Origin of the sequence: Actinomadura monticuli (assembly GCF_041463655.1) — a bacterium.
Taxonomy (GTDB): domain Bacteria; phylum Actinomycetota; class Actinomycetes; order Streptosporangiales; family Streptosporangiaceae; genus Spirillospora; species Spirillospora monticuli.
On record NZ_JAXCEI010000001.1, the window covers coordinates 415,498 to 428,964 of the forward strand.

The following is a 13,467-nucleotide window of genomic DNA, read 5'->3' on the forward strand; positions in this document are numbered from 1 at the left end:
GTGGACCCCATGCCTAGGGGGTGGCGCGGCGGGCCTCGCCCTGCCGCTGGTCGATGCGCCCGCCCACGGCGACCTGCCCGCTGACGGTGCCGCCCGTCATGATCACGCCCTCGTTCATGATGACGCCGGCCTGCGCCCGGTACGCCGACACGTCGAGGCCGCACTCGTTGCCCAGGTAGTCGAGCAGCGCCTCGTTGACGCGCCACTCGATCAGCCGCGTGTACTTCTCGGCGTCCATCTCCTGGACGTAGGTGTCGAACTCGTCGGCGGCGCACAGCTCCCGGACGCTGATCCGCGCGCCGAAGTCGTGCAGCAGCAGCCGCGCGGACGTCTGCGCGGCGGTCGCCACGATCAGGCTGCGCACCACCGCCCAGCCGGTCGCGGCCACCCGGAAGCCGGGCAGCGCCATCGCGCCGAACGCGCCGCGCCGCCCGTGCGTGAAGGCCCGCAGCACCAGGCCCCCGGCGCCCCAGGCGGGCAGCAGGTCCACGACGCGGAACTCCCGCCGGACGGGCGGCAGGACGGTCGCGGCGAAGTGCCCGGACAGCATCCGGCCCTCGACGGCCAGGTGCACGAAGGCCGTGAGGGAGATGTCCTGCTCCTCGGCGGGCGCGACGACGCGCCCGTCGCGGCCGACGACCGCCTGCCCGTGCGCGCCGACGGTGATGCGCTGGAAGCAGCGGATGTGCGACTGCGGGTGCCTGATCAGCGCCTCGGCGGCGTCCTCCGTCGCCATCGAGAACGGGATCCCGTGCGCCGGGTCGATCAGCGGGTGCGGGGGCATCGCGACGGAGTTCGCCGGGTCGGCGGGACGGGTCCGCCGCACGCTCTCCCCGCGTCCGGCGATGTGCATGCCGGTGAGCAGCGCGGTGATCCGCTCGTTCAGCGGCAGCGGGTCGGCGCCCGCCTCGCCGGGCGGCCGCTCGTCCCGCATGGCGTGCAGCCGGTCGCGCACCCGCAGATGCATGATCATCGGGTCGACGGCGGCCGGTGCTCCGGCGCCGTCCCCGCGCTTGGCGAGGTCGACGAGGCCGGTGGCGGGACGGTCCAGTTCCAGCACGATCGACCAGGCGCGCGCCCACGGCGAGGTGATGTCGCCCGCGCCGATGAACGGGTTCGGGCCCGAGTGCAGGGTGATGTTGCCGCGCTGGGCGGACCGGACCCGGGCGAGGACGCCGGACACGCGCTGGCTGAACGTGCGCGGCCACGGCCGGGCGGCGCCGGGCGCCAGGTCGCGGGCGAGGACGGCGTAGACGGCGGCCTGATGCCCGACGACCGCCAGCCACAGCACCAGGACGAGGAGGAGGATGGCGGGGACGGCCAGGTCGGTCTGGAGCAGGTCCGTGATCCCCCTGCTCGGCTCCTGGTCGTAGGTGCTCAGGCCCGACTCCTCGATCTTCCGCTCGCCCGAGATGGCCAGTCGGACGCCGAGGACCGCCCACGAGACGAGGAGGAACGCCCCCCATCCGGCGGCCAGCCGCCACCCCCAGGCGAGCCGACGCCACGGGATCGCGAACAGGCCGGCGAGGACCAGGAGCAGGAAGAAGCATCCGACGGCGACGAACTGAAGGAAGACCAGCGCGCCCAGCCAGATCCCGCAGAGGACCAGGTCGCGGATGAGCCGGTAGCGGCGCGCCCGCAGCGCGTGCAGGAGCACCGGCTCCACGTCGAATCCGAAGGACGGGACGACGGCGCGGTTCTCGTCGTCGAGGAACTCGGAGATGACGCGGTCGCCGATCCGCCGGTCGAGGTAGACGGCGGCGCACAGGTAGCGGGTGGTGTTCTGCAGCGGCTGCCGCGACGTCTCCGCGGACGTCTGCGCGTGATGGAAGAACGGCGCGGCGCGGGAGGTCGCCTCGTCGACGGTCATGGCGACGAAATTATCCGCATCATGACCATGACACGTGACAAAGAACCGAGTCGTGACCTACTGGCCGCACTCGGTCACGGCGCGGCGGGCTCCTCGGGCGCGCGGGCCTGGCCGAGGAAGGGCAGGCCCTTGGACGGGTCGGCGAACGGGTCGATGAACCGCTCGAACCAGCTCAGCACCGGTTCGAGCCATTCGGTGACGCGCATCGTCTCGGCGACGTGGTCGATCTGCTCGTCCTCCTCGAAGCCGATCGCGACGACCGCCAGGTCCTGGTAGAAGCCGGCCTGGTCGTCGTCGCCGTAGAGGGCGGTGAGGGCGATCGGGCGGTTGCGCGCCAGCTCCATCGACAGCGGGTGGCGGCGCAGGGCGCGCAGCCGGTGACCGAGCTTGGCGTCCGGCGGCTGCTTGAGCCCGGCGAGCGGGTAGTCCAGCGGCGGCGCGAGGGTGTGCTTGTCGGGGACGGCGCCGCCGTAGGGGAACAGCCGGTCGAGCTCGTGCAGCCACTTGAGCTGCGGGATCATCCACTGCGGGCCGGGGGCGGTGCCGGGCGCGGCGCCGCCGAGCAGGCGTCCGGCGACCTCGGCGGCGGCGGCCGTGAGGTCGGCGGGCGGGTAGGCGGCGCGCAGCGACCGCGACCGCCGCGTCACGGCCCGTTCCAGGACGGTCGCCAGCGCGCACTCCCGCAGCCGCGGCGCCAGCCGGGACCACGCCCGCCCCAGCTCGGCCGGGACGGCGGGCAGCGGGCGGTTCACGACGTGCGCCAGCACCAGCGTGTCGGCCCACAGCCGCAGCCAGGCCCAGTCGGGGCCGCCCGCGACGAGGTCGGCCTCGCGCAGCTCGAACAGCGTGCAGGCGCGTCCCGACCGGCATTCGCAGCCGCAGGCCGCGGAGCGGCGGCCGTCCACGGGCGGCGGCGGGCCCGGCAGCTCGGCCTCCCGCCCCTCGCCGAGCGGAACGCGGACGCGGAGCGGGCGGTCCATGCCGTCCGCGAACACGGCCGCGACGCCCGGCCGCAGCGACACCACCTCGCGGGACTGGTCGCCGTCCAGGTTCATGGCCGCGCCGACCTGGTGCCGGTCGTCGTAGGCGGGCAGCCGGTGGACGACCTTCAGCGCCGTGTTCTTGATGACGTCCGGGACGAGCTTGGTCGGGATCTGCTCGGCGACGATGATGCCCTCGCCGTACGCGCGGATCTCGGCGAGCATCCCGGCGAACAGCTCGACCGCATGGGAGCTGCCGCGTTCGGGGCCGCGGTTGCGCAGCAGCCGGTGCGCCTCCTCGATGACGATGACGTGCCGCAGCGCGGGCCCGGTGGTCCGGTCGCGCTTGCGCTCCCGCATGCGCAGGTGCTCGACGATGCGGATGATGAGCGTCCCCATGAGGAACGCCTTGTCCTCGTCGTTCGCGACGTCCTCGATGGCGAGGACGATGTTGTCGCGGAGCATGCCGCCGATGTCGGCCGGGTGCCCGCCTTCGAAGAACCTTCCGGCGGAACCGATGCGCAACGACCTCAGCCGCACATCGACGAAGCCCTGCACGTCGGCCATCAGCTCGCGCCCGTACCCGACGTCCTGGATGACCTGGAGGGCCGCTTTCTGCAGTTGCTCCAGCGTCGGCACGGCGGGCTCGATGAGCGACCCCGGGACGCCGCCGCCCGTCACCACGTCCCACCCGTTGTTCTCGTACACCCGCTGCAGCGCCTGCGCCATGATCTGCGGGAACGGCTCCTCGGCGTCGAAGGCGGCCTGGAACAGGGCCCGCACCATGTCGATGTGCGCCTGCACCGGATACCCCGGCTCGGGCGCCAGCGGATTCACCGACAACGGCACCGAGTCCGGGTCGGACGGATTGACGACCGTGACCGGCCCGCCCAGGTCCTGGATGCGTCCCGCCATGGCCGCGTACTCCGACTTCGCGGGCTCGATCGCCAGCCACGGGATGCCGGCCCGCGTCAGCTGCTCCAGCAGGTGCCGGACGGTCTGCGACTTGCCTGCACCGGTCGCCCCCGTCACGAACACGTGCCGGTTGATGGTGGACCGGGGGACGGTGAGGCTGCCGACCTGCCTGTCCTGGCCGTCCAGGATGGCGCCCAGCTCGATCTGCGGCTCCCCCGCCTGCGGCGTGGTCTCGGACGTGACGTCGAAGTACCCGGCGTCCAGCACCCGCAGTCCGGGGACCTCCCGGCGCGGCAGCCCGGCCAGCGCCGCCAGCGCCCCCGCCGTCGCGACGAACGGGAACCGCTGGTCCGGCTCCGCCGCCGGCCGCGCCGGGACGGGATCGGTCCCGGGGCTCAGCATCTCGGCGAACGACCCGCTCCCGTGCCCCGACCGCAGCCGGTAGGGATGGTGCCCCAGCTCCATCGACCCGACGAGCACCGGCGCGATCTGCCCGAGCTCGTCCTGCGAGGCGGCCCCCGCGACGACCCGCACCCGCCACAGCCCGGCCTCGCGGAACGCGTCCAGCTCGGCGAGCCGCTGATCGGCCCGCGCGACCGCCAGCCGCGCGTTCTCGTCCTCGCCCCTGCGCAGCATGCGCAGCTCGTGGTGCAGCTCCCGCATCTCCGCGTCGAGCAGCCGCTCCTCGCACGGGTCGGCGACGACGAACCATCCGAACGGCCGCTCCATCAGCGTGACGAGCGTCGCCTCGAACAGCCCGGGGCCGCCGCCGGCCCCCTGCGGCGCGAGCCGTCCCGGACAGCGCGTCCACGCCATCCGCTCCGCCTGCCGCAGCCACCCGTCCCCGACCGGGACGCCCCGCGCCCCGCTCGGGAACAGCAGCCCGTGCGTCTCGGCGCCCGGCTCCGGCGTCCCGATCGGCCCGGCGTTGGTGATCAGCTCCAGCGGCGCCCCGCCGCCCGCCGACAACCACCCGACCACGAACGGCCGGCGCGACCGCGCGGCCGACAGCGCCGCGGGCAGCACGCTCACGAAGTCCCACTCGGCCGACGCCTCCCGCTGCGGCGCCGGGATCGCCTGGATCCGGTACCAGGGCCCCGGCAGCGCGAACCGCTCCGGAGTCCGCATGGCGGCCGGCGGCCCACCCGGCGGAACACCGGTCCCCCCGCGGTAGGGCGGCATCGGGGGCATACCAGGCGGCGAAGTCACCCCAGCATCCTTCCGCGCGCCCGCGCTCCGCGCCAATGCGCCATCAGGAAGAGGGGTCGGCCTTGTGGCGGCCGTTGGGCTTCAGCGGCGGGACGATCCGGGCCGGGCGGGAGGCGCCGCGCGGGAGGGCGTGGCGGGCGGCGCGCCGGGGCGCGGGGACGTCCGGAGGCTCCGGCGCGGGGCTCTCGGGGACGTCCTCCTCCGGCTGGACGAGGGACTCCTGCTCGCGCAGGTACTCCTCGAACTCCATCGAGTGCGCGGTCGGAAGCGTGATGATGCCGGGGTTGGCGTCCACGAGCAGGGTGCGGCGGCCGGTCGCTCCCGAATGGGTGAACACCATCGCGGTCGGCGGCAGTTCCTGGAGCTGCGGCGGTTCGACCAGCAGTTCCCGGAAGCGCTGCTTGTCGGTGCGGCGGTCGGCGACCGTCCGGCCCCAGGCGGTCGCGGAGCTGATGCCCTCCACCAGGACGGAATCGTCGGCGGCGGGCGCGGGCAGCGGCGACCAGACCGGGTCGGTGAGGCCGTCGCCGCGCGGGCGCGCGAACGCGACCGTGCTGGCGTAGCTCTCCCCCGCGACGTCGAACAGGGTCTCCCCCGCCGCGTCGGTGATCTCCGCGACCAGCAGCGGCTGCCCGGCGCCGATGTGCTCGGCGGCGACGCGGGCGTCCTCGGGGTTGCCGAGCCGCATGAACCCGACGGCGGCGTGCCCGCGCCGTCCGAGCCGCTCGCGGACGTGGTCCGGGATCGACCGGTACATCAGCACGAGGCCCGTGCCGGTGGCCTCGCACGCGTCGATGAGCCGGTCGAGGACGTCCCCGCGCAGCTTCTCGGCCCCGCACAGGAAGAGGGTGTGATCCCAGCGTCCGCCGGGCGGCGCCGCACGGACGCGGTGGGTGAGGGCGGTGGTGACGTACGTGCCGAGGATGCGGTTGGTGAGGACGCCGGCGCGCCGGTCCATCGACACGACGTGGAGCCTGGACGGCGGCAGCCCGACGGGCTCGGTCGCGAGCTTGTCCAGCTTGCGGAGCTGCGCCTCCAGCGCCCACGCCCGCCGGACGACGATCCGGTCCGTGGCGTCGCGCCCGAACAGCGTCGCGATGCGCTCCAGCTGCTCGTCCGTCAGCAGGCCCTTCCGCAGGTCGTCGCGGGGGTCGCCGACCTGGGCGAGGACGCGGAGCGCCGCCGTGATGCGCGGGATGGTGGCGTCCGGCCCGAGCACCTCGATGATCCGCTCCAGGATCGAGTTGTCGAACGACAGGTCGCGGGTGCCGCCCTCCTCCTCGCCCGCGCTGACGACGAGCGAGAGCACGTCGGCGAGGGCCTCGCGGTTCAGGCCCCGCGTGACGTCCAGCCGGGGCAGGTCGTTGGGCAGCACCCAGACGAGCGGGTCGTCGCCGCGGTCGGCCGCGAGGCGCAGCAGATCGTGCGCGACCGCGCCCTCGGACAGGTCGATGACGGTGAGCCGCGCGCCCACCGCCAGCCGCGCCGCCCCCATCGTCGTGACGGCCGCGGACCACCCGGCGAGCGTCCCGCCCACGACGTCGACCCGGTCCACTCCGGGCGGTACGGCGACCGGGTACCACTCGCGCTGGCTCTCGTAGGCGGCCCGGCGGCGCTCCCACTCGGCCCTCGCCTTCGCGTACGCCTTCTCGGCGGACTCGCGCTCGCGCTCGCGCTCGGCCCGCAGCCGCTCCTCCTGGAACCGCTCCTGCGCGAGCCGCTCCCGGACGCCCCGCTCGTCCCGCCAGAGCCCGCCGCCGACGATGACGAGGACGACCAGGCACGCGAGCAGCGCGACGCCGGCGAACGCCCACGGGATCACCCCGAACAGGCCGCAGACCAGGAACAGGACGACGAACACGATCGTGCCGCCGACCGCGATCCGCAGCGGCCGGCCGGCCATGTGCTCGCCGGGCCGCCGCACGGGCGGCGCCAGCGGCACCCGGTCAGGCCGCGCGGGCGCGTCCGGGGGCGGCCCCGGATCGGGGTGCACCTGCGCGTAGCGCCAGCCCACGTGGACGCGGTCGGCCTGTGTGAGCCGCGCCATCGCGGACCCGCTCGCCATGTCCGTCACGTCGAGAGACCCCTGGGAGTCGCGGGAATAGGGGGAACGCCTCGGGGTTGCCGGTTCGGTTGCCTACACAGCCCAGGGTAAAGACCTTCCCACCTCCCCGCGCCACGTTCAACGGAACAGTCATGTGATGACTCACTACGTCCGACATTTCGGACACCACACCCAGCTACGACAAGATCAGACACCCCACCCCTGACCACACCCGGCCACCGGCGCGCCGGACTCAGCCGGCCGGGCCGGTTTTCACCGGCAGGAAGGCCTCCAGCTCCATGGTGGGGTGCGGGTACTTCCACTCCAGGCCGTCGAACGGGATGTACATGCCCTCGGGCTGGCCGGCCAGGAAGTAGTTGCCGTTCCACTCGTTGGGGAACGTCACCGGCGCGTCCGGCGGGAAGTTCGCGCCGATGGGCTCGTATTTCACTCCGACGCCGAACATGGCGTGCACGGCGGCGTCCACGAAGTTGAGGTACCTGATGTCGCCGCGGAGATGGGTGGCCTGGATCGCCAGGGAGTGGACGCGGTCCCGGGCGAAGTAGAGCGAGCTGAGGTCCTTGACGACCTGGTCGAACCTGTGGGCCCCGTCGTGGTGGACCAGCGCGCGCGTCTGGGCCTCGCCGGTGAGCACCCGCTCCACGTAGGTCGCCAGGTCGCCGTGGAACATGCGGACCCGGGCCATGGCGCGCGGGAAGGCGCGCCGCAGCCGCTCGTGCGTGAACCGCAGATAGGCGTCGTTGACGTCGACGAGGTCGAGTTCGAGCCCCATCGGCTCGACGCAGCCGGCGAGGACGGCGGCGGAGCCGCCCATGAAGACGCCGACGTCGACGAGCCTGGACAGGTCCCCGTGGCAGCGCTCGACCCGGGTGAACAGGTCGAAGTAGTGGTAGGCGCTGCACTGGTCCTCGTAGGCGAGGTCCACGCCCTCGATCCTGGCGATCGTCCGGTCGAAGACCGCGTTCTTGCCCGCGAAGACCCCGAAGTTCGCGTGGTGCCCGCCCTGGATCGGGATGTTCAGGACCTCGTGGGGGGCGCGGGCCTCGGCCAGGGCGGGGTCAGGGTCCAGGAACGTCCCCCACGTGCTCTGGTGCATCGCCACGGTCGCGACGTAGTCGGTCATCTCCAGTTCCCTCTCTGAGAGGCGTGTCCCCGGACGGTGCGGACGTGGCCAGCCAGGCCACCGTCCCCAGCGCGACGAGCCCGGCGACCGCCGTCCCGAGCGCCGTGGCCGGGCCGAGGGACGGCTGCCAGACGCCGTTCAGCGGGTTCACCGCCGGGACGGGGGCGTAGAGCCCGTGCTGGTACCGGATCATCGTGTACGCCAGCCCGACCAGCTGGGCCGGAAGCACCAGCACGGCGAGCCAGCGGGTGGCCGAGCGCGCGAACCGCGGCGAGAAAGGGGCCCGGTCGTCGACGATGTGCGCGGCCAGGATCGCGGCGCCGACCGCGCTCGGCAGGATGTAGCGGCCCTGCGCCATCATCCCGTTCTCCTTGGCGCCGGTGACGTCCATCCACAGCGGCAGCGCGAAGGCCCCGCCGACCACCAGGGCGAGCCGCAGCCGGTCGGCGCGGCCGCCGGCGGCCAGCGCGGCGAGGACGAGGAAGCCGGCCGCGGCGAACCAGACCGCGTAGTAGGCGTCGGGCATCTCGACGTCCACCCAGCCGAACTGCCCGACCATCGACTTCAGGTAGAAGGACGTCCGCTCCACGATCACCAGCCGGAGGGCGTCGGCGGCGCCGAGCCCCGCCCCGCCGGGGACGGGAACGAGCTCGGTGGCCTCCATGGCGAGCGTCCAGGCCGCCGAGAGGCCGCACGCCACCACCGCGACGCTCCCCAGGATCCAGGCGCCCCGGTCGCGGACCAGCGTGCCGAGCCGCGCCCGCCCGGCGGTGGCGGCCAGGATCGTCAGCGCGAGCGCGACGCTCAAGGGCCCGTCCGGCCGGGTCCACGCGACCGTCACCGCGGCCACCCCGGCCAGGATCAGCAGCCGCCGGTCGGGCGGCCCGTCCGCGCGGACGAGCGGGACCAGCGCCGCCCACATCGCGATCGCCGCCGTGACCTCCAGGCCGTTGGCGTTGATCACACCGGCGAGATGCAGCGCCATCGGAGTGGCGGCGATCAGCAGGCCGGCGAGCAGGAACGGCCGCCGGGACCAGGCCAGCACGGCGTGCACCGCGGCGGCCAGGAAGCCGGCCGACAGCGCGGCGCTGATCAGCCGGGCGGCCAGCAGCCCGCCCTCGCCGGGCCACCACCTGAGCGGCCAGCCGACCAGGGCGTAGTACGTGGGCTGGTACCGGCCCGCGCCCGCGGTGAACTGCTCCACCGGCTTGTGCGGCGACGCGGAGCCCTCGTGCACGCAGTCCGCGGGCTGCTGCGGCTTGAACGCGAAACATGGCGGCGACGGGTGCGCGACACCGTCCGGGATGGTCTGGTACGTCCCGGCCAGCGGCCGCTCGATCTCCGGGACGGACAGGTGGATCGGCGGTGCGGCGAAGTCCCCGCCGACGACGCCCGCCGCACGGGTGATGTGCGACTGCTCGTCGGGCCCGCCGTCCCAGGGCATGGCGATGGCCCACCCGGCGCCGACCGCGAAGAAGCCGAGGAACGCGAGGATCGTGATCAGCCGAAGCCGTTTCGGGGAGTCCGCGACGGTCATCTCGGCGCGCCCGGCGTCCTGCGGATGCGTGCGGAGAGTGCGCGCCCGAGCCGGGACACGGCCACGCCCAGCTCCTGGTCCGGGCCGGGCGGGGCCTGCGACCCGGCTGACTCCGCGCGCAGCGCCTGCAACTCCTGGCGCCGGGCGGCGTTCTCGGACCGCGACCGGTTGAGCTCCGAACGCAGCTCGGCGAGTTCGCGCTGCTGCGCGGTGACGGTCTCCGCCAGGCGGTTCGCGTCGTCCGCGCGGGCCGTCGCCTCGTACTGGAGCTGCAGGATGCGGGTGTAGAGCGCGATGCGGTTGTTCTCCATGGCCGCGAGGAGCTCCGAGGACGTGTACGGCCGCAGCGCCTCGAAGACCTCGGCCGCGGCGGGCGCCTCCGCCCGCATCAGCACGCCGAACCCGAAGACCGCCGGGACGATCGCGAACCGCCAGCCGACGGCGTCGCCGAGCGCGTCCTCGACGGCGGTGAGGACGCCGTTGCGTTCGCCGCCCGCGTGCGCCGCCACCGTGAACGCGCCGTCGCCGACGAACCCCGCCGGGGTGACGACGTCGTGCCAGACGGTCGGACCGTCCGCCGTGGCCGGGTGGACGTCCTCGGGCGCCAGCGGGGACGGTTGGTAGTAGAAGTCGCGCCGCCCGCACGGCCACAGCACGTCGTTCATGACGACCACCGCGTCCGGGGCGTGCTCCATGATCCACGCGAGTTCGGCGCGGACCACGGCGTAGTTGTGGTCCCCGTCGAGGACGTACATGTCGGCCACCGGCAGGTCGCCGAGCACCGCCGGGGACAGGCCCTCGACCAGGTTCAGCCGCGGGTCGCCGCCGAGCACGGCCCGCAGCTCCTCGCCGGGGGCGGGCTCGACGCAGTGGACGGCGGTCGCGCCGAGATCGGCGTACAGGGAGCTGACCTGCCCCGACTCCACCCCGACCTCGACCACGGTGCGGATCTCCCGGCACTCGAAGATCGCGGCGAAGAGCTCGCGGAACGCCGACATCGAATGCAGCAGCGGCGGCAGCTCCCGCGCGGCGCGGGCCTGGGCGTGCGGGTCGTCGCGGGAACCGGTCGCACCGGCCCCGAAGTCAGCGGGTGTCACCGAGCTTCCTCCTCGCCACGCGCCTGGCCCCTTCCGCGACGCCCTTGACGCCGGCCGTCCGGTACTCCTCGCGCATCCGCTCGGTGAGCCGCGCCGCGCGCGCGGCCCGCTCGGCCCGCCGGTCGACCGGCATCCGCGGCGCCATGCCGGTCGCCGACTGCGGCAGCATCGCGAACGCGATCGTGACCTGGCCGGACGACACCGTGGGCGTCCCCGCGCGGCGGGCGAGCGGCAGCCACACCGCCGCGTAGGACGTGTCGAACTCCATGAGGTTCCCGCCGAGGTAGCGGCAGTCCGCGTAGTGGAGTCCGACGAAGTCCTCGGGTTTGTCCCAGCGCAGCACCCGCTCGCGCCGGCGGCCGCCGGCGATCACCTTGGCCTCGATCCAGTCGACCCGGACGATCGCCGGGCGGCCCGGGATCGCGAGGGAGATGTCGACCGTGTCGTGGTGCTCGAAGTCGATCCGGGCGAACGACAGCCCGTTGTGGTTGATCCGCACGCGGCGGCGGACGGGCTCGTGCCATCGGTCGTCGGCCGTCCGGTACCGCAGTCGCGTCTCGTACGGCTCGCCGGCCGGGTCGAACGCCTCCGCGTCGATGGCGCCGTCCGCGATCGCCCGGGCCATGGCCCCGAGCCCGGTGTCGGACGCGGCGATCAGCGCGGGCCAGAAGGAGTCCCGCATGTTCAGGTCGCCGAGGTCGCCCGGCGACAGGTACGGCACGGCGGGCTTCAGGTCGGCGGGCAGCAGGGTCGTGACGAGGGACGAGCCGAAGTTGTCCTCGTGGGTCCAGTTGCCGAAGACGGCCGCCTCGTCGGCGGTGGGCGACTCCAGCGCGGCCACGAGGATCCGCGCCAGCCGGTCGCGCGCCGCCTGCGGGCGGGCGAGGTCCGGCCAGGTGCCGCCGGACGCGGCGACGTACCTGTTCCACATGTGCTGGAACGCGAGGATGCCGTCCTGCACGGTGCGGCGCTCCGCGTTCTGGGACGGCGCGTCGGAGGTGTCCGCGAGGATCGGCTCGGCGTCCTCGGAGAACCCGATCAGGGAGCCGCACAGCGCGTTGACGCACTGCTCCACGATCTCCGGGCTGCGGGTCACGGTCGCGGCGACGTGCGCCGGATGCCCCGCCTGCGCCAGGTAGCCCTCGGCGCGCAGCCCGGCCAGGTACACCCGCTCGGACCGGTGGTCGGTGGCCAGGTAGAGCCCGGACACCGGGACGTCGATGCGCGCGATCTCCAGCGCGCGGGCGAGCTGCCGCTGGATCGTGCCGCCCCAGCCCAGGTCGACGAGGGTCAGTTCGGGGCCGTCGAGGGCGCCGGTGTCCCGCAGCGACTTGATCATGCGTTCCCGGGCGGCGGTGACGGTCACCGCGAGCCGGTTGCACAGATGCGGCGTCTCGGTCAGCGCCCGCGCCACCCGGTCGGCGATGTCGCCGTTGTCGATGACGGTGTCCAGCTCGGTGGCGAGTCCGGGCACGTCGCCGGGCCGCAGGTCGAGGACGGACAGGGCCTGCCGGACGGTCAGCCGGTACCCGGTGCGGATGAAGGCGTGCACGGCGTCGGTGTCGTGCGGGTCGAGCCCGGCGAGCGACGTCACGAACCGCGACAGCCACACGGGCCGGGCCTCGACGTCCCATCCGCGCGCCGCGGCGGCCTCGTTGATCAGGGTGGAGAGCAGCTCCCCTTCGCGCATCGAGCACCACAGCCTGCGGGTGCCGGCCTCCTGCGCCTTCCACGCCGCCCACTCGGCGAACCCGGTCAGCACGGGCCCGAAGACGCCGGCGCCGTACCGCCACGCGACGTCCAGCGCGGACGTGGTGAACGGGACGCCCGAGTGGACGGCCTTGGCGCGCAGGCTGGTGAGGCCGAAGTCGCCGTGCCGGTCGTCCAGGTCGGGGGCGTGGTCGCCGGAGGGGCCGACGGGCTCCTTCTCCCGGCGCAGGACGTCCAGGTAGGCGTCGTCCAGCCGGCGGTAGTGCACGGTGCGGACGCCCAGCTCGGACGGCACCCGGTGGTCGGCGACCTCGTGGTCCCCCACGTGCACGATCTGCTCCGGGCTGCGGCCCAGCTCGCGCAGCACGATCTCCCAGAGGCCGGACGCCTTGTCGGCGCCGTGCTGGTTCGACCGGAAGATCCGCACGGTGTCCATCGGGCCCAGCTCGGGGCGGTCGAGGAGCCGCGACAGCTGGTCGCCGGTGAAGTAGGTGTCGGACACCAGGACGATCTCGATGTCCTGCTTCCTGGCGGCCTTCACGACGTCGGCGACGTCCAGGTCCACGATGGTGAGCTCGCGTTCGAGCCGCAGTTCGGCCTCGACGAGCTGTTCGAGGGGCGCCGGCCCGAAGACGCCGTCCGGCATGGCGCGCCAGATGTCGAACAGCGAGACCTCGGTGCCGAGGGTGTCGCGCCCGTGGCGGGCCGCGTCCTCGGCGGCGATCCGCATCCGGCGGAACGTCGCGTCGGTCACCCACGCCGGGGCCAGCCCCGCCTCCCGCAGCCGGGAGCCGAGCAGGCCGAACGCGTCCGCGGGACGCGGGACGCGGCGCCACAGCACGGTGTCGAAGACGTCCAGGGACAGCACGGCGCAGGCCTTGTCGGCGATGATGCGGTGGACGTTGTCGAGCAACGGGCAACCGGCTTCCTGCTTCGTCAACGCCGCACCTCTCCCCTGGAA

At 74.0% G+C, this 13,467-nt stretch carries 7 protein-coding genes; all 7 read right to left on the reverse strand.

Annotated elements, in window-relative coordinates; translation table 11 throughout:
• Nucleotides 1-13: 13 nt before the first annotated feature.
• Entirely contained in the window at nucleotides 14-1,870 is a 1,857-nt protein-coding gene (locus SM611_RS02055; protein ID WP_371947038.1) for an AbeC-like domain-containing protein, read from the reverse strand.
• 74 nt (nucleotides 1,871-1,944) lie between these two features.
• Nucleotides 1,945-4,893 (reverse strand): helicase HerA-like domain-containing protein, encoded by a 2,949-nt coding sequence (locus SM611_RS02060; protein WP_371947039.1) that lies wholly within the window; start codon nucleotides 4,891-4,893, stop codon nucleotides 1,945-1,947.
• A 124-nt stretch (nucleotides 4,894-5,017) separates the two neighbouring features.
• The gene (locus SM611_RS02065) at nucleotides 5,018-7,039 is read right to left on the reverse strand and encodes a coiled-coil domain-containing protein (RefSeq protein WP_371947040.1); all 2,022 of its coding nucleotides are present in this window, start codon (nucleotides 7,037-7,039) and stop codon (nucleotides 5,018-5,020) included.
• A gap of 232 nt (nucleotides 7,040-7,271) precedes the next feature.
• Nucleotides 7,272-8,162, reverse strand: a complete 891-nt coding sequence (locus SM611_RS02070) for a class I SAM-dependent methyltransferase (RefSeq protein WP_371947041.1) — start codon at nucleotides 8,160-8,162, stop codon at nucleotides 7,272-7,274.
• A complete protein-coding gene (locus SM611_RS02075) occupies nucleotides 8,098-9,699 on the reverse strand; it encodes a DUF2142 domain-containing protein (RefSeq protein ID WP_371947042.1) in 1,602 nt (533 codons plus the stop codon). Before SM611_RS02075 ends, SM611_RS02070 begins: the two co-directional genes overlap by 65 nt.
• Nucleotides 9,696-10,796, reverse strand: coding sequence for a class I SAM-dependent methyltransferase (locus SM611_RS02080; protein ID WP_371947043.1), 1,101 nt, complete (start codon nucleotides 10,794-10,796; stop codon nucleotides 9,696-9,698). Before SM611_RS02080 ends, SM611_RS02075 begins: the two co-directional genes overlap by 4 nt.
• Nucleotides 10,783-13,446 (reverse strand): HAD family hydrolase, encoded by a 2,664-nt coding sequence (locus SM611_RS02085; RefSeq protein ID WP_371947044.1) that lies wholly within the window; start codon nucleotides 13,444-13,446, stop codon nucleotides 10,783-10,785. Before SM611_RS02085 ends, SM611_RS02080 begins: the two co-directional genes overlap by 14 nt.
• Between the last annotated feature and the right edge of the window lie 21 nt (nucleotides 13,447-13,467).

Bases quoted from the DNA above. Each gene is read 5' to 3' on its own strand.
- SM611_RS02055 (WP_371947038.1), bottom strand. From the start codon at position 1,870: ATGACCGTCGACGAGGCGACCTCCCGCGCCGCGCCGTTCTTCCATCAC.
- SM611_RS02060 (WP_371947039.1), bottom strand. From the start codon at position 4,893: ATGCGGACTCCGGAGCGGTTCGCGCTGCCGGGGCCCTGGTACCGGATC.
- SM611_RS02065 (WP_371947040.1), bottom strand. From the start codon at position 7,039: ATGGCGAGCGGGTCCGCGATGGCGCGGCTCACACAGGCCGACCGCGTC.
- SM611_RS02070 (WP_371947041.1), bottom strand. From the start codon at position 8,162: ATGACCGACTACGTCGCGACCGTGGCGATGCACCAGAGCACGTGGGGG.
- SM611_RS02075 (WP_371947042.1), bottom strand. From the start codon at position 9,699: ATGACCGTCGCGGACTCCCCGAAACGGCTTCGGCTGATCACGATCCTC.